Genomic DNA, 20006 nt, shown 5'->3' with positions numbered 1-20006 from the left:
GAAGCCGCAGGCTGCGCCGGGACGGCGCACCTCGCGGTTTCGGGATGTAACCTATTGAAAAAGCACAACCGTCCTGGCGCGCACATCGCGCCCCTTTATCCTGCCATCGTGCGGTTGTGTTTGCGTGCTCCCGCCTCACCACACTCTCTGGTGCGCTGGGGCTCGCTACACCGCGATCTGGCAACAGGCGCCTCATTGCTGCGGGTCCGGACTTGCCTGCGCGACAAAGAGGCTCGTGGAGCGCGGTGAAAGCGATGCCGCGTCATGCGCTCGTGGTGTCGTCGCATCGTCACCGGGCGCGCGCTGTTCTTGCGATGGTCCTGCATTCGTGCTGCCGTTCCCGCGCACGACGAACAAAGGGGAACGGGTCCACGCGAGCGGATCGGGTGCATTCGTGGCGGCGTCATCGAGCGGCTTGCCGCCGATATGGGGCGCGAGCGAAGCGACATAGGCGCGCGTTTCGGCTGGCAGCGCGCGAACGCCCGCGAGGTATTCCTCATATCGCTGAGGGCCTGCGTTGTACGCCGCGAGGAAGCCCGGTGAGCCATAGCGGTCATACAGTTCGCGTAGATACGCGGTGCCAGCGAGGATATTGTCGTGTGGGTCGAAGGGATCGCTGCCGAGACGATAGCGAGCCCGCAGCTCAGGCCATGTATCGGGCATGATCTGCATCAAGCCCATAGCACCCGCACGAGAGACCGCGCGCACGTCGCCCGCGCTCTCGGCGCCCATGACCAAGCGTATCCATGCAACTGGGACGCCGAAGCGTCGCGCTGCCTCCGTCATGTAGTTGGCGATCGGTTGCGCCCGTTGAGCGCGCGCGACGGTGGCGTCCTGAGCATGCGCTGCGGCAGTGAATGGCCCGACGATTAGCAGGCCGGAAAGGAGAAGAGCGGCAAGGCGCCGGGCAAGCGTCGCTCGCCCGGCCGCCTCACTCCGTCTCCGCGAGATCGAGCGGATGACCATCACTTCAGTCCCGCTCCGGCCGCTTCTGCGGGCGGCTCCAGTGCAAGCCCCAGACGGATCTCGCGTCGCCCGACTGAAACAGGTTGGCGCGAATCGGCTGGCCCAGCGTCGGGTCGTCGATCTGGACGGAAACGTAATCGCCTGCCTTCTCGCCGGTGCGCTTCCAGCCAGCTCCGATCTCGGGACCGTCGCTGTCACCGAGATGGACGCGATAGTCCGGCGCATTCTCGGCGTCGGAATGCTCGGCCGGAATCAGCACCATCTCGCTGTTGACTGCGAGCGTGCGGACATGGCCGGTGTAGCCGTTCTTGGTGCGTGTAAACTCTCCAATCTGTGGCATTGAAAACTCCCTTTGAGCGGTGAAGAGGACGTGTCCGGTGCGCCGCCACCGCGTTGCGGCGCGCCATTCGAACCGGCCGTCGCCGTCCTCGTCGGTCCAGAGCGGGACCGCGCGGCCGATGATCGAGCCGGTGGTGAGTGGACCGAAGTAGCGGCCGTCCATGCTGTCGGGAGCCGCCCAGTTCATGAGGAAGACTTCGCCATCGGCGAGTCGGCGACAGCCCTGCCAGGCCGGTAGCTCGCGGCCCGCGTGGTCGCGCGCCAGCGCCTCGCCCATGTCGATGCCGTCAACCGTAATGTGTGCGCCGTCACGACAGACGCGCTGGCCTGGAAGGCCGGCGACGCGCTTCATCAGCGGCACGCCCCGCGGCAGATAGCGGCGCTCGGCCATGAAGGAGGCGAGCGGTTCAGGTGTATTGACGGCGAGGAGGTCTGTGACTTCGAGATGCTTCGCCGGCTCGATGGAATAGAGGCCGAGCGGCACGCTGGCCGATGCATTCCAGATGAGCTTCGGCGCGACCGGAAGGAAAGAAGGAACGCCAACCGCCATCACGGCGAAGTACGTCGTCATGACATAGCCGCAGCGCGTCACGGTTCGACACTCCGGCGCAGAAGGATCGCCCGATGCTGTTCGGCGGTGTAGCTGCGCGGCTCATGGCCTGCGGTCAGACGATTGTGGACATGTCGCCAGTGATGCGGCGACACCTCGGCCGGATCGATGCTGAGGGACTCGATGGCATCGATGATCTGGAGAACGCGCTCGACCTTCGGCCACCCCTCCATCTTGAGGAGGATGTCCCCGCCTGGCCGCACGAACGGGAGCGTCTGAAAATGCTCTCCGGGCGTGATCGCGCGCACGATGTCGATGCGCGAGATGGCGGTTCCATGGTCGTTCGACGCCCAGCGCACGAGGGCGAAGATGCTGTTCGATGCGAAGCTGAGCGTCCGGCGGCGCCTGTCGAGGATCTGCTCCTCCTTCTCCTTGCCGAAGCGAATCCAGTATTCGACCTTCTTCTCGATCCACGTCAGTTCGACGCGCGTCAGGCCGTCGACGGGAACCGGCGGCGGCACGAGGCGCAGATGGGGGGCACTGCTCATGGCAGGTCTCCTTCGGCTGGAGGGAATTCGCGGGCCAGCAGGTCGCGCAGCATGTCCGCGACGGTCTGCCCGCGCTGGAAAGGCGACGACCTTGATGCGGCCGCGCAGCTCCGGTGTGATGTCGATCGTCAGCCGCGCGGTGAACGTAGCGTCGTCGCCGTTGCCTTTGGCGCGTGGTTCCGGCGCTTTGATCATGCGTTCGGGGTCGGCAGGCCGCGCGATGAAGGCGCGTTTCGAGGAGCGTTGCGTCATCGCGCCAGCCTCCCGATCTCGGCCCCAAGGGCGGTGATCTCCCGCGCTGCCTGACTTGCCGCGTGTGCTTCCCAGACGGGCCGGCCGGACTGCGCGGCGTCGGCAAAGGCGACACGCTGTCCGATCTTGGAAGCGAGCAATGGCGGATCGTGATCGGCGAGCGTCAGCGCCGTTTCCCGCGCGATGATGGTGCGCATGGCACATCGGTTGAGAACGAAGCGGGCGACAAGGTGCGAGCGATAGACGCGCGCTTCGTTCAGCAGCGCGAGCATTTCGGCAGAGCCCCAGCCGTCGAACGGCGATGGCTGCACTGGAATCGGGATGACGTCGGCTGCCAGAAGCGCCGAGCGCATCAACCCGGCGACGCGCGGAGGTCCATCGATGACGATGTGATGAACATTGCGCGCCAGCTCGGGCGCTTCACGGTGGAGCGTATCGCGCGCCAGGCCGAGGACGCCGAACAGGCGTGGAAGGCTTTCGCGTGCGCGCTGCTGCGACCAGTCGCGCGCCGAGCCTTGCGGGTCGGCGTCAATGAGCGTCACGCGTTGGCCGCGTCTCGCCCACTCACCGGCGAGATGGAGCGCGAGCGTGGTCTTGCCGACGCCGCCTTTTTGGTTGAGCAGGGCGACGATCATGGCGCGGCTCGCCGGCGGCGGCACTCATGCACAGGTGTGGAGTGCGGGATTGCCGTTAGAAAGATTCCGAAGGAATCTTGGTTAGAAGAGTTACGCTGCGCGCAATGCCTTGAATCGGCGCCCAGATTCGACGATTCCGGTCCCCGATAGCACGAGGATCGGGTCCCCGATGGCACGATAGGCCGGGTCCCTGATAGCACGAGGCGATTCACAGCTTATTCCCAGCGCGAGAGCTCCTGCGTTGCTCTGGCGGAGCGAGTGCAGCGGCATCGACGGGAGCGAAGGAGAGACGTTCCGGAGCATCCGGCGGCTGCTGGATCGTCAGCCGGTAGCCAGGCAGCGTCTGCCGGCGAACGATGTTGCGCAGGTCGTAGGCGAAGTGTTTGAGCGGTGAGAGGCTGCCGGACTTCGCATGGAGATAGGCGACGTCGAAGCTCCAGCCGTAATGCTGGCGGCCGCCGTGCTTGCGCACCAGGCGGTACAGCCAGCGCTCCAACCCGCCAGTCAGGCGGAAGTACGCGCGGTCGATCGTCAGCACCAACGCGTCATCAAGGACAGCGGCAAAGAACCAGTCCGGTACGATCAGCTCGAGGCCGAGCGGACGGCCGTGCGCGTCCGCACGCTCCTTCCACTCGTTGATCCAGGAGAAGCGGTGCATCCGCCGCTCGGTCGGCTGGCGGATCGAGGTCGCGACGGTGGTCGATTGCAGGCGGTCGAGCGCGGCCTTTAGACGGTCGTAGTCGCGCGCGCTCACCCCGCGGCCGATGAAGGAGAGAATTTCGTATGGCGTGGCTGCCATGAGGCGCGACGGCCGCAGGCCGAGGTCGCGCGCCTCGACGATCTGTGAGGCTGCCCAGATCAGCACGTCGGCGTCCCAGATCGTCGCCATGCCGTGCTCCGGGACCGCCTCGACCCGGATGACGATAGTGCCGGCCTTGAAGTCGATCGGCGCCAGCCGCTTCGACTTGGCGAGCGAGAAGAACGGATAGGCCATGAGTTCCTGCGCGTCGCGCGGCGCGAGATCGCCGGGCAGCGCCCGGAAAAGATCGAGCTGCTCGGGTTCGCTATGGCGTCGCGCCCAGGACATGCCGCGCCTCTCAACGACGGCTGCGACCGGCCTGCGCCGAGGCCGAGTCGTGGCGCTTGGCCGGCAGCACGGAGCCGCGCGGGTCGGATGTCGAGGTGACCGCGCCGCGGTCGGCCCAGGCCTTGAGGTCGTCGAGCGCATAGACGACGCGCCCGCCGAGCTTCCGATAGGCCGGCCCGGTCCCGTAGGTGCGATGCTTCTCCAGTGTCCGGCTGGACAGGCCGAGGAAGTCGGCGGCTTCCGGCGTTCGCAAGAAGCGCGGCGGCAAGCCGGCGAGATTCGTCATGTCGCACCTCCGGGCATTCATTCAGGTTGCCGGCGAGTACCGGCGAGCGAAGGCCACGGTGGCGGAGGAAAGCTGCGCGGGGGGATGGCGAAGATTCGGGTGCTAAAATCGCACCCCTTCAGAATAGGGAGGCGAGGTTACTGACGGCGTCGCCGACGCAGGAGCGCACGATAGCCACCCGCGATCAGCGCGAGGCCATCCTTTACGAGATCGATCGTCACGTCGCGAAGGGCGGAGGTCTTCCAAGACGCATCGGCGATGCGGGCAGCCCCGAAGATGGCTTCGGCGATCTCGCGGTAGCTCGCGCCTTCTGTGTGTCCATCCACCGCCTGAAACATGCGCCGAAGCCGCCGACGCTGCTGCTTGGTCAGTCGGGCGTCGATCGGCACCTGACGGCGGTTAACTGCGCGCCAGAGGCGGATGACCGCATCGATGCGATCGAGGCCATCGGCGCCGAGCGGGACGAGTGCGACAACCGGGTTCGCTGGCGAGGCATCGGTTGTGAAGAAGAGTCGAACGGCGCTCGCGCCGCGGCCATGAACGATGCTCAGTCCGTCTGCGCCAGCGCGGGCGGTATTTGCGTCGAGATCAGGCGGGACAGCGCTCTCCATAGGAGGCGCTGTAGGAACTGCTTTGAGGATGACGGTGCCCGGATCAACGTCTGGGGTCCAGAAGACAGTGGTGTTAGTGGCGGCGAGCGACGGGTCGATCGCGAAAGAGCAACCCCCAACGCGGCTGGACCAGCGCGCCGAAGCGCTGGGCGGCAGCGGAGGATCCCTCGCTTTCTGCAAAATCTCGTTGGTATTTCGGGTTGCGCCTCAGCCACTCCCAGGCCAGGTCCGGCGCGTAGAGATGATCGAGATAATCGTAGATCTCGGAGGTACGCCAACGCGATGTATCAGGGCCCATAGGTTTCCTCCCCCGACCCTTGGTCGGGCGCGTGCGAAGGAGGAATACGATCGCGGGTTGAGTGGATGGCGGGAAGCGCCGAGCATGCAAGGCGTGATGCTAGGATAGCATCACGTGTGGATGTCAGGCCTCGCTCGCGAGCTGGCGGTATCCGTGCTCACGCATCCAACGGGCGCGGGCCAGGTGGCTGCGGTGTATGAGATTGGCGCGCTCGGGCTCCTTGCCGGCGTCGATGCCGAACAGCAGCGCGACCGCTTCGCGCCAGTCGGCGCCGTCGGTTTCCGCATCGAGCAGCCGCAAATAGAGCTTCATGTGAGCGCGGTCATAGCTCGTCAGCAGCGTGCTTTGCGGCGGCTCGTCTAGGAATGCCTCTTGTTTCAATTCGAGCCCCGACGGTCGGGATGTGCTGAGTGCAACGGATCGTTAACCCTACGCACACTTGTGGCCGGCGCAAGAGGAACACCGTGCCCGTTCCTCCGCCCGCTGCACTCGCGTGCGGCGTCATTTCCTGCCGTTGGCCCCCACCTTCGCGCGGACAAGCATCACTCCCTCGCCCTGGTCAGACGACAGGAAGACGATGCCATTGGCCTCAAGCGTGCGACGAACCTGGTCTTCCGTCGACTCGAAGACGGCGCGATGACCCGATTCGAGTCGTTTGAGCGCCGTCAGCGATACCAGGGCCTTGTCTGCGAGCGTCTCCTGTGTCCATCCCAGCAACGCGCGCGCGGCCCGTGATTGTCGGGCGGTGATCATGCATGATCACCTCCCATTGGGTCGACCGAGCGCGCCAGAACTACGACTAAAATAGTCGCTCTGGATAGGTTAAGCGAGCGAAAATGGACGCCAAAGACGGGGAGTTGGCCGAATCATGGCGAACTGAATCGGTCGCTCTGGCGGGTCGCCTATCTGAAGGGGGGTGGACCCCGCCCGGGGAGCCCGGGCGGGGTCTTGGGATCGCCTTACTCGCCGTTGCGGCGGTTCGGGCGGGACCAGATCAGGCTGTAGCCTTCGCCTTCCTCGTCGTCGAAGAGGTTGGCATAGATGGGAGCCGTGAACGACGGGTCGTCGAGCTTGAGGCCCAGATAGTCGCGGCCGTCGTTGGAGCGCTTGGCCCAGGCGGCGCCGATCTCGACGCGGCCCGCGAAGACGCGGTGGCTGGGGGCGTTCTCGCCCGAGCGGTTGGTCTCGGGGACGATGCGGACGTTCTTGGCCTGAACGCTGAGGGTGACGATCTGGCCGACGAACTCGTTGCCGGACTTCTTGAAGGTACCGATGGTCGCCATGGTAGTTCTCCTTGATCTCTGTTTCGAGCCCGCGCCATTGCGGCCTCGATGGTGATCGGTTGGCCGGAGGCGATCGACGCCGCACCTGCTTGCAGGCCGGAGCACAGCGGAGGATGGCAGCCCGCGAGACTTTCTTGTTTCGCGAGGAATGGGCGTAGGCCAGGGGAAGAAAGTCGATCGGCGCCATTGCGGCATAGGCGATCGAGGCGAAGCCGGCCTCCGGCCAGATCAGTCCATCAAAGAGGCCGCTTGGAGCGGTCGATCAGACAGAGAAGGATCAAGGAGATCTGGCGATCCCCTCGTGCAGCTGGAGAAATTCGACGGCAACGGTAGCCGCTGCTTCACCGTGTCGAAGCAAGCAGGATCCCGCACATGGCGGATCCAGATGATGTGCAGCGAGGGTGAGCGATCCGACCGCCGCTTTCGCGGGTTCGATGTTCGTTGCGCGGCCTGGGCCAAGCGTTCCGACGATGCCTGCGACCAGTGGCTCAGCGCGCTCCGACGTTCTGGCGCACACCAACTCGCCAACCTGTTCGATGAGGAGGAATCGCAGGCGGGCTTGGTCTAGCCTGCCATCCGGGCAGCACCGGCCTCAGGCGCCAACCACGCCCTGGCCGGATTGACCGGGCGAGGCCAGCGTTGCGAGGCGGGCGAAGGCGGTGATGCCCACGACGACGGCCCCGACCATCGAGAAGGCGACCACCCAAGTCTCCGACGGCATAGTGTGCTTCAAGATGCCATGTGTCGCGTGATAGCCGGCGATAGCCGCGGGTGCGACGAACATCGCCGCGATTATCAAGCGGAGCCAGAGAGGCTTGACCACCGTGAGCAGGAGGTGGCCGACGAGGAGTGTTGCGAGGCCGGCGACGAATCCGACGGCGATACCACCGAACCAACCTGCGCCGGTGCCGCATGCCCACACCCCAGCCGTCACGCCTGCGAACAGCGGCAGTGCATAGACGGCAAGGTAGAACAAGAGGCAGCAGAGGACGCCGATGGCGGCGATGCTGGCGAGGATACTGACGACGATCATGATGGTGGCCTCCGTGAGAGAAGCGTCTGACGGTCGCGCCTTCCACCACCACCACGGCGCGGATGGAGAATAGCAAAAATTGGAAGGCCGCGGCGAGTTGAAATCGCCGCGGCGCTCTGATTCCGGTGGTGTTGACGGCGATCACATCGGTTTATCGCCGTAGCGCCAGACGGGAACTCCGAGCTTGCGGGCTTTGTCTGCCAAGTTGTCCTGGATGCCAGTGCCGGGGAAGATCATGATCCCCAGCGGCAGCACGTTCAGCATCGCGTCGTTGCGCTTGAACGGTGCGGCCTTGGCATGTTTCGTCCAGTCGGGCTTGAAGGAGATCTGCGGTACGTTGCGGTGGTCGGCCCAGCGCGCAGCGATGCGCTCGGCGCCCTTGGGCGAGCCGCCATGCATGAGCACCATGTCCGGGTGCTTGGCGTGCACCTGGTCGAGCTTGGCCCAGATCAGCCGATGATCGTTGAAGTCGAGACCGCCGCTGACCGCGACCTTCGGGCCGGGAGGCAGCATGACCTCGGTTTCGGAGCGCTTCTTCGCAGCGAGAAAGTCACGGCTGTCGATCATGGCCGCGGTCATCGCGCGATGGTTGACGAGTGAGCCGTTGCGCGGCCGCCACGGCGAGCCTGTCTGACGCTCGAAATGCTCGCAGGCCTGGTCGCGCATGAGCTCGAAGGCGTCGCGCCGCTCGATGAGCGTCCGCCCCTCGGCGATGAGTCGTTCTAGCTCGACGGACTTGACCTCGGTGCCGTCCTGTTCGCGCTGGCTGCGGCGCTGCGCCTGTTCGTTGTCGTCAAGCTCGCGGGCGATGCGGTCGGCGGCGCGATGGAAAACGTTCGTGGTCGACCAGAGCACGTCCTCGAGATCGGGCTCGAGGCGGGTGTCGCTGAGCGTGGCGACGAGAGCGTCGAAAATGTCGGCGATGGCTCCGGCGACGAGGTTGCCTTCGGGAAGCGGTCGCGGGTCGGGTTCGTCCTGGAAGGGGCGGAAGCCGTAGAGCTGAAGCTCGGCGAGAACGTGGTCGGTCGGAGAGGACGTGTGGTGCGGTTCGAAATCGTCGTTGGTGGTCATGGGATGCTCCGTGACTGGATCTGCCGCGACCCTCGCGGCCTTCATGGCGGCGGAAGACGGCGGGCGGACCGGCTCTGCACCCGGAGCGAAGCGCAGGGCCGAAGCGCAGCGGAGGGCCGAAGGGGGCCGACTATTTTGCTTCGCGATGTAAAGGCGGCTCCGCCGCCGACGGAAAATAGTCGGCCCACGAGGTTGCCGGGCCGGGCCGTTTGCCGTCCCGATCGCCCTCTTGAAGGCCGAGGGCGCGGCTCTCTCCGGCACTTCGGAGCATCGGCCGCCGTCGAGATTGCGGACCCCGCCTTCCTCCCGGCCGTGCGTTTTACGGTCTCGTGCTCTATGCGGCCTCGGCCATGAAGCGGGCGGCATCCCGCGACGCGACCTGCGCCCGAAGGTTCGCGCGCAATACGTCGGGGCCGAGCATGCGGAGATCCTCGTTGAAGTCGCCCAGCCTCGGCGACAGCACAATCGCCTCGATGCCGTCGTGGGACGCGCGCTCGATCAGCGTCGCCATCGCACCGTCGCCGGCCGGGTCGTCGTCGCGCGCGATATAAAGCCGGTGCAGCGTGTCTGCGAACACGATGGCCGAGAGATGGGCGGCCGACAGAGCGGCGACCATCGGCATGTCGTGCAGCGCCATCCTGAGCGACAGCATGGTCTCGATGCCTTCGCCCGCCGCCATGACTTCGCCTGCCACGCCAAAGCGGACGGCGTGTCCGAGGAGATCGCCCATCGCGCGGCGCGGTGTATCGATCGGTGCCTTGCCGAATCGAACGGGATCGAAGCCGTCGGGATCGAGCCAGGTCCGGTGCGCGCCGGTGACGCGGCCTTCCATGTCGGTAACAGCGGCGATCATGGCGGGCCAGGTCTCGGTCGCGGAATGCTCGTCCGGCCGATAGTAGCAGCGCGGGTGGAAGCGGAGCGATCCGGTGCCGTGCAAAGACGTAATGCCGCGTCGGCGGAGATATGCCTCGACCAGCGTGCCGCGGATCGGTTGCGACATGGCGAACAAGCGCCGTGCTGCTTTCGGAGACCCAGTCGGAGCTGGCTGGATTCTGCCGCGGCGCACGTCGGGCTGCGGCTCCGGTTGGGGCAAGCTGAGGAAGGAGCGTGCCTCCTTCGCCACATCGGCGAAATCGACGAGGCCGCAGGATTCGCGGATGACGTCGAGAAGGTCGCCATGCTCGCCGGTGGCGGCGTCGGTCCATTTGCCCGACGCACCCTTGCCGCTCTCGGGGCCGGCTAGGCGCACGAACATCGAGCGCCCAGGCGTGTTGCGCACATCGCCCACCATCCAATAGCGACCTTCGCGACGGCCGTTGGAGAGATAGTGGCGGCACACCGCCTCGGCGTTGCGCGCGAGACGGTGTGCGAGTTCCGAAGCATCGAGCGGGGACATCACGCGTCCTCCCGCTCGCCGACGCGCGCGACCGGATAGCGATCCATCACCTTGGCGAGGATCGCGGGACCGCTGGCGTCGGTGGGCACGAACATGCGCAGCTTCCACGAAATGATCTCGTGGAAGAGGCCGTAGGCCGTGAGCCGTTCGCGCATGGTGTCGGTGAAGCCCGACAACTCGATGCGATGACCACCCATCACCCGAACGCGACGAAGCTGGAGCCCCTCGGCGAGATCGATGACGGTCTTGCCCTCGATAAGGGCGGCGAAGGCGTCGTCCGGCGTCAGCGAAGGCAGGCCGGTCGCCGTGGCGGTCGCTGCCCACGCCGGCGAGACCCTGCGCCCGATGATGCGCTCGCCGTCGTCGGTTTGCAGCCGATAGACGCGTGTCGACTCGTTCGGTAGCCGCTTCCAAATCGGAAGCAACAAACCTGCGACCATGTGGATGGTCGAGTCGGCGAACGCCGGCACCTCGTTCAGTTCCGTGGTCCAGGCCGCGGCGAAGGTCGCCTTGTCCGCCTCCTGCCAATGGCTTTCCGCCATCATGCGGATGGGGACATTCAGTGCCTCCATCGGACGGATCAGGCGCACACGGTATTCGACCTCGCCGTCGTCGAGCATGACCGACGGTGCGCGGATCTGCACAGCCGCACTCCCGGAGCGCTCATTGACAAGAAGCCGCGATCCGCGCTCGCGCAGCCGGCTCAACGCTTCGTCCAGCGTGACGGGACGATTGCGCTGGCGCTGCTGGATGGTCAGGAGGCGCGTCTCCGCGCCGGTGCCCGGATGCATGTAGATCGTCTCACGGTTGGTGACGACGAAACTTTCGGCGCGTAGCGTCTCCAGGCCGACGTCGTAGGTGCCGGCGGCGATGGCGCCCTCGATGCGGGCGTTCAACAGTTGCTCGAAGGCGGTGAATAGGACGCCTTGGAGATCGATGGTCAGCGCGAGCATGCGGTTGAGGAAGGTGGTGATCGGCGGCAGGTCATCCTTGATACCGTTCGCATCCATGAGCTTCAGGCCGGTCGCCGCTTCGAAGCGTTGAAGCGAGCAGCCTTCGATCTTGCCGCGAACGAGCAGCATGTAGAGCTGGCGCAAGGCGTCGCGCGCATAGTGGGACTCCAGATTGTCCTCCGGCCGGAAGAGACCTTGGCCGCCGGTCTGGCGCTGGCCGCGCGTGATCGCGCCAAGCGTATCGAGCCGGCGTGCTATCGTGCTGAGGAAGCGCTTCTCGGCCTTGACGTTGGTCGCGACCGGCCTGAACAGCGGGGGCTGCTGCTGGTTGGTGCGATGGGTGCGGCCGAGTCCCTGGATGGCCGTATCCGCCTTCCAGCCCGGCTCGAGAAGATAATGCACGCGAAGGCGCGTGTTCTTCGCCGTGAGCTCGGCATGATAACTGCGGCCGGTGCCACCGGCGTCACTGAACACCAGGATGCGCTTGTGGTCGTCCATAAACGCCTGCGCCTCGGCGAGGTTGGACGAGGCCGCTCGGGTCTCGACGACAAGGCGGTCGCTCTTTGCGACGCCGATGGACTTGCGGACGATGCGGCGCGACCGGCCGGTCACTTCGGCGACGATGTCTGTGCCGAAGTGCTGCACGAGCTGGTCGAGCGCGCCGGGAACGGGGGGCAGGCTCGCGAGCTTGGCGATCAGCGCATCCCGTCGCTGCACAGCCTCCCGGCTCTCGACCGGCTGTCCGTCGCGATAGACCGGACGCGACGACAGCTTGCCCTCGCTGTCGGCGAATGGTTCGTAGAGCTGCACCGGGAAGGAATGGGCGAGATAATCGAGGACGTATTCCCGCGGCGTGATGTCGACGCGAACGTCGTTCCATTCCTCGGTCGGCAGCTCGGCGAGGCGGCGCTCCATCAGCGCTTCGCCCGTCGAGACGATCTGGATGACGGCGGCATGGCCGTCTTCGAGATCGCGCTCGATCGAGCGGATCAGGGTCGGCGTCTTCATGCTTGTGAGCAGGTGCCCGAAGAAGCGCTGCTTCGCAGACTCGAATGCACTGCGCGCGGCTGACTTGGCCTGGCGGTTGAGCGTTCCCGATCCGCCTTCGCTTCCGCCGGTGATGTTGGCGGCCTGCATGGCGGCATCGAGGTTGTTGTGAATGATCGCGAAGGCGTCCGCGTAGGCGTCATAGACGCGGGTCTGCTCGGGCGTCAGCTCATGCTCGACCAGCTCGTATTCGACGCCGGCGAAGCTCAGTGAGCGCGAGGTGTAGAGGCCGAGCGCCCGCAGGTCGCGGGCGAGCACTTCCATGGCGGCGACCCCGCCGGCTTCGATCGCCTCCACGAATTCGGCCCGGGTCGAGAACGGGAAGTCTTCGCCACCCCAGAGGCCGAGGCGCTGCGCATAGGCGAGATTGTGCACGGTCGTCGCGCCGGTGGCGGAGACATAGACAATGCGGGCGTCCGGCAGCGCGTGCTGGAGGCGCAGGCCTGCGCGGCCCTGCTGCGAGGCCTCCTGATCGCCGCGTTCACCTTTGGCTCCGACCGCGTTCTGCATGGCGTGCGCTTCGTCGAAAATGATCACTCCGTCGAAGTCGGAGCCCAACCATTCAACGATCTGCCGCACGCGGGAAAGGCGTTCGCCGCGGTCATCGGAGCGTAGCGTAGCATAGGTGGTGAATAGGACGCCTTCCCGCAGTGTGACTGGCTTGCCCTGCGGGAATCGCGAGAGCGGCGTGATGAGCAGGCGCTCCACGCCGAGCGCGGACCAGTCGCGCTGCGCGTCTTCAATGAGCTTGTCGGATTTGGAGACCCACACCGCCTTGCGGCGGTTCTGCATCCAGTTGTCGAGGATGATGCCGGCCGACTCGCGCCCTTTGCCGACGCCGGTGCCGTCGCCAATCATGCAGCCGCGGCGGAAGCGGACCGCGCCCTTCGCGTCCTCGGCGGCGGCGGTCACGACGTCGAGGGTTTCGTCCACCGTCCAGGCGCCGGCGAGATAGTCGGAATGCGCCTCGCCGGCATAGATGACGGTCTCGAGTTGGGCGCCGGAGAGCAGGCTGAGGATGTTCGCGGGCAGATGAGGCCGGTAGGTCGGCTTGGGCGGCGCGACCGAGGCCATCGCCGCCGACTGGACGAGCTGCGTCGGGTGATCCTGAGCGCCGGGAATCCGGATGCTCTGGAGCGCATAATCCTCGTAGATCGAATCGGAGAGGCGCGCGCCTTGGGGCGGCGTCCAGTCGACCGTCTGATAGGTGAGCTCGATGCCGGCGGGCTCGGCCGCGCTCGTGGACTGTGATGCGGCTCGTGCGGAGCGTGCGAGGTAGCCGCGAACGGTGCGCGGCGTGGTGACAGTGGGCACAGTCAGGGAGGCATCGACCGGCAGCCGTGCCGGAACGTGCTCCGCGATCCAGGCCAGCAGCGTGGCGACGTCCGGCGCGACCCCGGGCGCGGCCGGGAAAACGGTGGGATCGTCGGCGGGGCGCTTGTCGATGACGGTCAGCCGCGTCGAAAACGTCGTGCCATGCTTGGCATAGACGCGGCCGTCGATGGCGGCTGAGAAGACGACGTTGCCGCGCTCCTGTAGCCGGACATACGCGTCGCGCCAGGTCGGAGCGTCGGGCGCGAAGTTGGCGCCGGTGATCGCGACCAGGCGACCGCCATCGGCGAGCCGCGCCAGGGCCGAGCCGATATGGCGGAGCGCGGCGTCGGCCATGCGGCCCTGCACGTTGGCCATCGCCGAGAACGGCGGGTTCATGATGACGACGCTCGGCACGATGGCGGCGTCGAGGTGATCGTGAATCTGCGCGGCGTCGTGCCGGGTCGTGGTGATCGTCGGAAATAGCAGGGAGAGCACGCCGGCGCGGGTCTCCGCCAGTTCGTTGACGACGGGCGACCCGCCCGCGATCTCCGCGAGGATGGCGAGCAGGCCGGTGCCGGCAGAAGGCTCGAGCACGCGGTCGGCTGGCGTGATCGCCGCAGCCGTCGCGACCGCGAGGCCGAGCGGGATAGGCGTCGAGAACTGCTGGAGGGCCTCGCTTTCGGTCGAGCGGCGGGTGTGGGTCGGCAGGAGGCCGACGATCTTCTCCAGCATGGGAAGAGCCAGGGCCGGAGAACGGGCCTTGCGCAGAAGCGCCTTTCCGTATTTGCGGAGAAACAGAACGGTCGCGGCCTCGCAGGCGTCGTAGGCCGTTTTCCAGTCCCAGACGCCGGACGCATCGGAGGCGCCGAAGGCGCCCTCCATTGCGGCGCGAAGAGTTGCCGCGTCGACCTGACGGCCTTGTTCGAGATGCGGAAGGAGATGGTGCGCGGCTGCGACGATGCAGAGAGCGATATCGGAGGGAGACGCAAGCTGCGACGCCGCGACCGCAGGCGCGACCGCGAGGGCGGTGCATGGGGTCATGTCGGGGAACCTCGGGAGAGCGGAACGGGCGAGCCGGCCGGCGCTCTCTCTGGACCGCTCCGGCTCAAACCCGTCCCGGTCAAGCTCTCCCTCTCGTCACGCCGCTGCCTTCACAGCGCGCCACCGCACGATACGCTGCTCCGGCGCTGCGCTTGTTCCGCCGAAATGTTTGTGGAGGTAGTAGGACATGCCGACCCCACTACATGAATTTCCGTTCGCCGACGCCGCGCAATACTATGATCGGTTCCGTGCCCCTTACCCGAAGGCGGCCTTGGATTTCATAGTCGAGGCCTTCGCTCTCAGCGAAAAGGTGCGTGCCCTTGATTTGGGGTGCGGTCCGGGCACCATCGCAATCCCGCTTTCCTATGACGCCAGGGAGGTCGTTGCCGTCGATCCGGATGCAAACATGGTCGCTGAGGCTCGACGCTTAGCGGCAGCAAAGAACCGACAGAACATCCAATGGCTTCAGTCTAGAGCTGAGGATATTGCGCTTGGAGCACGAAGCTTTCGGGTCGCCACAATCGGACAGGCCTTTCATTGGATGAATCGTGATGACGTGCTCCGGAAACTCGCAATTCTCATAGAAGACGGGGGAGGGTTGGCGCTGGTGAACCCAGGCAAGCGGCGTCCACAAGAGAGTTGGGAACCGATCGCCAATCAGACTGTCGCCAGATTCTTAGGGCCCCGCACCCGCCATCCGCAATCTAATCCTCAGGAGCCTGCAAACGAACCATCATTGCGCAGATCGCAATACTTCTCTGAATTTACAGCTCACGAGTTTCCAAGCACAATCACACGCGATATAAATTCGATCATCAGATGCGTCTATTCATTGTCGAGCTCTACTAAGCCATACTTCGGCGACAATGTTGAGGCGTTCGAAGCAGAGTTATCCGCGGCGCTGCTCACGCGCAATCCGGCTGGGGTTTTTTACGAGCAGATTGAGACGGAGGTCGTCATCGCACACAAGAAGACCTTGTAAGGGTCCCTCTGTTGGAGAATCAGGCGGCGGCACCTTCAGAAGAGCTAGGTCCTGTACGTCTAAGCCTCCTCCTCTTTTTGCCGATCGTAGGGCGGCGAGTGCCGAGCGAAATTTGGCTGCGCCGATTTCCTCGGCGAGGTCGATGTTGGCGGCGACCGACAGGCAAGCCGCATGAATGTCGTCATCCGACACAGCGTCCGGCGCGAGACCTGAGAAGTTGGGGTCGCTCTCGATGATAGAGTCGATCTGGTTGCGAACGCGGCCCTCCTGGAGCTGCGCGAGAACGTGACAGGGCCAAGTAGCCGCAACGGGCTTATCGGGATCACGAACGCCGGCAAGGATCGCTTCTGCTTTTGCGGGCTCGGGGTTTGCGCGCCCGAGCACGGCGCAGACGAGGCCGTCCTCCGCCTCAACATGGACGGGCACAAGATACTGAAAGGCGATGCGGCGCGGCGTGGCCGACCTGAGCTTGGTCATCGGAATGCTCCTTGTTGAGAAATGGCGGGAGTGGCCGAAGCCGCCCCCGCCAAGGTCGCGTCACTCGGCGGCGATAATCGCCGGGTTGTCCGCATCGGTTTCGCCGTCATCCGGTTGGTCGTCCTCATGGTCGGCGAGGAAGGCCGGGAGTGCATCGCTGCCGTCGGCCTCGCTCGCGTCCGTCGCGGTCGTCGCGTCGGGATCTGCGGAACGCAGCGGCTCGGGCAGCCAGCCGGTATCCGCGAGCAGGCGTTCGGCCTCCTTGGCCATGTCGGCTTTCTTGAGGTGGTCGATGAGCTGCGCCTTCTCCTCGCCGAGCGCTTCCCGCACGGCTTCGACGATCCGGCTTTTAGTGACGCGACCGAGATAGTTCGCCACGCTCGGGCGCCATCCAGCTTCCACCATGTCGAGGCCGGTGGCGCGCGCGAGGCGATCGGCGTCGCGCATCCGCCGGTCGAGCCCGTACTGTGAGACGCCGTTGCCGCTATAGGGATTCGGTCGCTCGTAAAGAGCATTGATCCCGTAGCTGACGCAATGCGCGAGCAGCGCGAGGCGGCTCGCGTGGTCGAGGCCGTCAATCCAGTCCCACAGCCGATCGTCGTCCTCGATCGGCATGTCCGCCTTCCAGGCCTCGACGCGCGCCTCGATCGCCCTGGCGGAGGCGCTGTCCTTCAAGTCGGTGGCCTGGACGGGGAAGTGGACCTCGCGAACGGCTGCCTCGACGGCGGAGCCGTGCGCGTTGCGCTTGAAGGCGTCGAGCACCAGCTTGTGCAGCAGTGCCGTGAGGGCGACGTGCGGGTGATTGGCGACTGATTCACGCAGCGCCAGCGTGCGATGCGCGGTGAGCTCGATGACGAGGCGTTCGGGCAGCGGCTTGACGCCATCATCGTCTTCATCGTCGTCGGCCTCCGTTTCTTGTCCGCTGATGGTGATGACGGCGCGCTGAACGGACGGTGTTGCGGAAGGATCAACCCCGCCGTCCGCTCCATCGGCCTCGGCGTCGCCGCCGTCGACGGCAACTGGCGCCTCGTCTTCGGGCCGCACATAGCCACGGTCGACCAGGATGTCGCCGTCACGGTCCACGCTGACGAAGACCCCGGCGCGCGTGATCTCGGCGGGATCGTAGACGACCGGGCGCTTCTCGAAGGCGTCGAGAGCCTCCTCGATCTCGCCCAGCCGCTGATCGATCTCGTCCGGGAGCTCGTCGGCGCCGTCATACTCCGCCTCGAGCCGATCGTATTCCGCGCGCAGCGTCTCGCGTTCGGCCCGTTCCTCGTCGCTGAGATCGACGAAAGAGCCGGTGATCTGGCGCAAGCCGTGATCGTAGCCATACGGAAGGTCGAGGTCGATTTTCACCCACTTCCAGCCTTCGCTGGCGATCTCCTCGGCCACGGTCTTGAGCCGCTCGCCGACCAGGCGATGAAGCAGCGCTGGGTCCTGGAGCCAGCCACCGTTATCGTCCTCGAACAGGTCGCGCAGCACCGCGCCTCCGGCGGAGACATATGCGTCGACGCCGACGAAGCGCGCGCGCTTGTCGGAGGCCGGGATCGTGGTCTCGGTCAGCAACTGGCGGATATGGAACGGTTGCCGATTGTACGAATGCTGCACGGCTTCCCACACCTGCTCCTGACGCTCATGATCGGGGTTGACGGTGAAGGCCATCAACATGTCGAGCGTCATGCTCTCCTGGGCATAAGCGTCGCGCAGGACGGGCGAGACCGCGTTGAGACGCAGCCGCTGCTTCACGACCTGGACGGTCGTGAGGTAGGCCACGGCGATCTCCTCTTCGGCCATGCCCTTGTCGAGCATGTCCTGGAATGCGCGGAACTGGTCGAGTGGATGAAGGCCCGCGCGCAGTACGTTCTCGGCGAGGGAGTCGTCCTCGGCGAGGATCTTCGTGTCGGACTTTCGGACGACACAGGGGACGAGTCCGTCCTTCGGGGACCGCTTGGCCTTCACCAGGCGCTCGATGGCGCGATAGCGGCGCCCTCCGGCCGGCACCTCGAACATGCCGGTCTCGTTGCCGTCCTCGTCGAGAATTGCGCGGACGTTGAGGCCCTGGACGAGGTCCTCGCGTCGGCCGATGTCGTGGACCAGCTCGTCGAGGTCGGCTTCCGGCCGGGTTCGCCGGACGTTGGCTTCCGAGAGCACGATCTTGTTGAAGGGGATGTCGCGCGAGCGCGAGAAGACGATCTTCTTGGCAGCTTTTGCCATGTCGGGATACTCCGCGACGGGCGCCGAGAGCCTCTCTCTCGGCTTCCAACCCGTCACGAAGCGAAGCGCCGCCCTCTTCCTCTGAGGACAGCGCCGCCTCCCGGCGAACCGGAGATGCGTAGAACCGGAGACACGCAGGGGCGCATCTCAGGCTTTGCGGATTTCAGGATGTGCGCCTCGCGCGCCATCGCGACGTGATGAAGCCGCTCGGCAGAGGATGCGCTCGGCCACACGGATGCTTCCCGCTTCGCGGGCGGCCACCGTCCAGACCGATAGTGGGAGGTCGCTGGCGAAGAGGACGTCGCGCTCGATGCCCATGCCGAACGGCAGGAGGATCGAAGCCATTTCCTCGAGCGAGAAGCTGCCCAGCTCGGGCAAGCCGAGGTCGGCGAGGCCGAAGAGCGTGTCCCCGTCCGCGTCCAGCTCGGTTGCTAGCCAGACGCCTTCGCCCAGCGGGTTGAAGAACTTGACCACGGGCACGTGGTCGGCCCCGCGATCACGTCCGTTGGCAAGCAGGCGCTCGCGCAGGTCGTCGGTCAGGAGGATCATGCCGCCCTCCTGTCGTTTGCGGGTTCGCCGGCTGTCTCGGTCTCGGGGAGGAAGGCGAGTAGCCAGTCAGCTGCCTTGCTCGCCTGGGATGCGGCGCGGACGATGGCGCGATTGTCCTCGCGCAGCACCTCCAGCCACGAGCCGATGTAGTCGGCGTGGCGCACGGTCGGGACGATCCCGAGCGAGGCGCAGCAGAAGGCGGCGTTCATCTCTGCGACGAGTTCTTCAAAGGCGTATTTCTTGGAGCCGAAGGAGCTGGAGAGGTCGCGGCCAAGACGGGACGCATGACCCGTCGCGTGGCCGAGCTCGTGCAGGGCCGTGCGATGCCAGTTGATGGTTTCGAAATAGGCTTGCGGCGGTGGCACCTCCACGTAGTCGTGCGCCGGCATGTAGAAGGCGCGATCGCCACCGATGCGGAAGTCAATGCCCGTCGCTTTAATCAGCGCCTCGACGCGCGGCTCGATCAGACCTGACTCCGGTGCAGGCGGCGCGACGGCGAGGTCGACGGGCAGGTCCTCGCACTGCGCGACGTTGAACACGGTGAAGCATTTGAGGAACGGAATGGCCGGCGCTTCTTCGCCATTCTCTTGCGCGCGCCGCTTTTCATCATTGGGGACAAAGCGATCGGCATAGACCACGGTGGTGCCGCGTTCGCCCTTGCGGACGTGGCCGCCGAGCGACAGCGCCTGGCGAAATGTCAACCATGTCTGCACCGGGAAAGCGTGTTCGATCACCGCGCCCCAGAGAATCAGCACATTAATCCCGGAATATTGCCGGCCGGTCGCAGCATTCGCCGGCATGGCGAGCGGCGCCTTCGCCGCCGCCGCCCCCCAGGGCTGGACCCAGGGCACGCGCCCGGCCTCCAGCTCGGCGATGATCTTATTGGTGATATCGTCGTAGAGGTTTGTTCGGTCGGCGCCGAAGCGAGCGTTGCGTTCATGTCTGGACATCGCGGTTCTCCGCGACGGGTGCCGGAGGCCTCTCCTCCAGCCCTCAACCCGTCACGGTAACCCGATCCGCACTCTCACTCTAAAGGGGGCGTTGCGGGGGCTCACCGCAGAGGGGGTCGGCCGA

21 protein-coding genes and 2 pseudogenes are annotated in these 20006 nt (G+C 65.8%); 2 read left to right on the top strand and 21 right to left on the bottom strand.

Annotated elements, in window-relative coordinates; translation table 11 throughout:
- Positions 1-192: 192 nt before the first annotated feature.
- From RBH77_RS16465 to RBH77_RS16405, 13 genes and pseudogenes are all read right to left on the bottom strand, one after another.
- Entirely contained in the window at positions 193-732 is a 540-nt protein-coding gene (locus RBH77_RS16465) for a lytic transglycosylase domain-containing protein (RefSeq protein ID WP_371832789.1), read from the bottom strand.
- A 238-nt stretch (positions 733-970) separates the two neighbouring features.
- Entirely contained in the window at positions 971-1306 is a 336-nt protein-coding gene (locus RBH77_RS16460) for a DUF736 domain-containing protein (protein ID WP_311032581.1), read from the bottom strand.
- 48 nt (positions 1307-1354) lie between these two features.
- Positions 1355-1897 (bottom strand): annotated as a pseudogene (locus RBH77_RS16455) (S26 family signal peptidase); the annotation flags it as partial.
- On the bottom strand, positions 1894-2403 hold the full coding sequence (locus RBH77_RS16450; RefSeq protein ID WP_311028663.1) for a DUF2840 domain-containing protein: 510 nt from the start codon (positions 2401-2403) through the stop codon (positions 1894-1896). The gene RBH77_RS16450 and the pseudogene RBH77_RS16455, both read right to left, overlap by 4 nt.
- Positions 2400-2655, bottom strand: a pseudogene (locus RBH77_RS16445) (ribbon-helix-helix protein). Before RBH77_RS16445 ends, RBH77_RS16450 begins: the two are co-directional and overlap by 4 nt.
- Complete coding sequence (gene parA, locus RBH77_RS16440; RefSeq protein WP_311028662.1) at positions 2652-3290, bottom strand: ParA family partition ATPase; 639 nt, start codon at positions 3288-3290, stop codon at positions 2652-2654. The pseudogene RBH77_RS16445 and the gene parA overlap by 4 nt, the downstream one beginning before the upstream one ends.
- A 208-nt stretch (positions 3291-3498) precedes the next feature.
- A complete protein-coding gene (locus RBH77_RS16435) occupies positions 3499-4377 on the bottom strand; it encodes a replication initiator protein A (protein ID WP_311028661.1) in 879 nt (292 codons plus the stop codon).
- 10 nt (positions 4378-4387) lie between these two features.
- Complete coding sequence (locus tag RBH77_RS16430; RefSeq protein WP_012047456.1) at positions 4388-4663, bottom strand: helix-turn-helix transcriptional regulator; 276 nt, start codon at positions 4661-4663, stop codon at positions 4388-4390.
- A 137-nt stretch (positions 4664-4800) separates the two neighbouring features.
- Complete coding sequence (locus RBH77_RS16425; protein WP_311028660.1) at positions 4801-5274, bottom strand: DUF2285 domain-containing protein; 474 nt, start codon at positions 5272-5274, stop codon at positions 4801-4803.
- 73 nt (positions 5275-5347) lie between these two features.
- The gene (locus RBH77_RS16420) at positions 5348-5572 is read right to left on the bottom strand and encodes a transcriptional regulator domain-containing protein (protein WP_311028659.1); all 225 of its coding nucleotides are present in this window, start codon (positions 5570-5572) and stop codon (positions 5348-5350) included.
- Positions 5573-5695: 123 nt separating this feature from the next.
- The gene (locus tag RBH77_RS16415; RefSeq protein WP_311028658.1) at positions 5696-5953 is read right to left on the bottom strand and encodes a DNA -binding domain-containing protein; all 258 of its coding nucleotides are present in this window, start codon (positions 5951-5953) and stop codon (positions 5696-5698) included.
- Positions 5954-6073: 120 nt separating this feature from the next.
- Complete coding sequence (locus RBH77_RS16410; protein ID WP_311028657.1) at positions 6074-6325, bottom strand: helix-turn-helix domain-containing protein; 252 nt, start codon at positions 6323-6325, stop codon at positions 6074-6076.
- A 206-nt stretch (positions 6326-6531) separates the two neighbouring features.
- Positions 6532-6855 carry a DUF736 domain-containing protein gene (locus RBH77_RS16405; protein WP_311028656.1) on the bottom strand — a complete coding sequence of 108 codons (324 nt, stop codon included), beginning with the start codon at positions 6853-6855 and terminating at the stop codon, positions 6532-6534.
- 301 nt (positions 6856-7156) lie between these two features.
- Between RBH77_RS16405 and RBH77_RS16400 the strand changes: the two genes are divergently transcribed.
- Positions 7157-7423 carry a hypothetical protein gene (locus RBH77_RS16400; protein WP_311028655.1) on the top strand — a complete coding sequence of 89 codons (267 nt, stop codon included), beginning with the start codon at positions 7157-7159 and terminating at the stop codon, positions 7421-7423.
- Positions 7424-7447: 24 nt separating this feature from the next.
- Here the strand turns inward: RBH77_RS16400 and RBH77_RS16395 are convergent, their stop codons facing one another.
- The 4 genes from RBH77_RS16395 to RBH77_RS16380 form a co-directional block, all read right to left on the bottom strand.
- On the bottom strand, positions 7448-7888 hold the full coding sequence (locus tag RBH77_RS16395) for a hypothetical protein (RefSeq protein ID WP_311028654.1): 441 nt from the start codon (positions 7886-7888) through the stop codon (positions 7448-7450).
- Positions 7889-8029: 141 nt separating this feature from the next.
- Positions 8030-8959 (bottom strand): DUF2493 domain-containing protein, encoded by a 930-nt coding sequence (locus RBH77_RS16390; protein WP_311028653.1) that lies wholly within the window; start codon positions 8957-8959, stop codon positions 8030-8032.
- Between the two features lie 334 nt (positions 8960-9293).
- On the bottom strand, positions 9294-10355 hold the full coding sequence (locus RBH77_RS16385; protein WP_311028652.1) for a DUF7146 domain-containing protein: 1062 nt from the start codon (positions 10353-10355) through the stop codon (positions 9294-9296).
- A complete protein-coding gene (locus RBH77_RS16380; RefSeq protein WP_311028651.1) occupies positions 10355-14710 on the bottom strand; it encodes a strawberry notch-like NTP hydrolase domain-containing protein in 4356 nt (1451 codons plus the stop codon). The genes RBH77_RS16385 and RBH77_RS16380 overlap by 1 nt, the downstream gene beginning before the upstream one ends.
- A gap of 187 nt (positions 14711-14897) precedes the next feature.
- On the opposite strand from RBH77_RS16380, the gene RBH77_RS16375 reads away from it, so the two are divergent.
- Positions 14898-15692, top strand: coding sequence for a class I SAM-dependent methyltransferase (locus RBH77_RS16375; RefSeq protein ID WP_311028650.1), 795 nt, complete (start codon positions 14898-14900; stop codon positions 15690-15692).
- Here the strand turns inward: RBH77_RS16375 and RBH77_RS16370 are convergent.
- The 4 genes from RBH77_RS16370 to RBH77_RS16355 all read right to left on the bottom strand — a co-directional run bounded on the left by RBH77_RS16370 (position 15600) and on the right by RBH77_RS16355 (position 19882).
- Positions 15600-16169, bottom strand: a complete 570-nt coding sequence (locus RBH77_RS16370) for a hypothetical protein (protein ID WP_311028649.1) — start codon at positions 16167-16169, stop codon at positions 15600-15602. The two genes, RBH77_RS16375 and RBH77_RS16370, sit on opposite strands and share 93 nt — an antisense overlap.
- A 60-nt stretch (positions 16170-16229) precedes the next feature.
- Positions 16230-18383, bottom strand: coding sequence for a ParB/RepB/Spo0J family partition protein (locus RBH77_RS16365; RefSeq protein WP_311028648.1), 2154 nt, complete (start codon positions 18381-18383; stop codon positions 16230-16232).
- A gap of 147 nt (positions 18384-18530) precedes the next feature.
- Entirely contained in the window at positions 18531-18932 is a 402-nt protein-coding gene (locus tag RBH77_RS16360; protein ID WP_311028647.1) for a DUF2958 domain-containing protein, read from the bottom strand.
- Complete coding sequence (locus tag RBH77_RS16355) at positions 18929-19882, bottom strand: ArdC family protein (RefSeq protein WP_311028646.1); 954 nt, start codon at positions 19880-19882, stop codon at positions 18929-18931. Before RBH77_RS16355 ends, RBH77_RS16360 begins: the two co-directional genes overlap by 4 nt.
- Positions 19883-20006: the final 124 nt, after the last annotated feature.

This window comes from Mesorhizobium koreense, from assembly GCF_031656215.1.
Taxonomy (GTDB): Bacteria; Pseudomonadota; Alphaproteobacteria; order Rhizobiales; family Rhizobiaceae; genus Mesorhizobium_L; species Mesorhizobium_L koreense.
The sequence above is the reverse complement of the archived record's forward strand: the minus strand, read 5'-3'. Positions and strand labels throughout refer to the sequence as shown.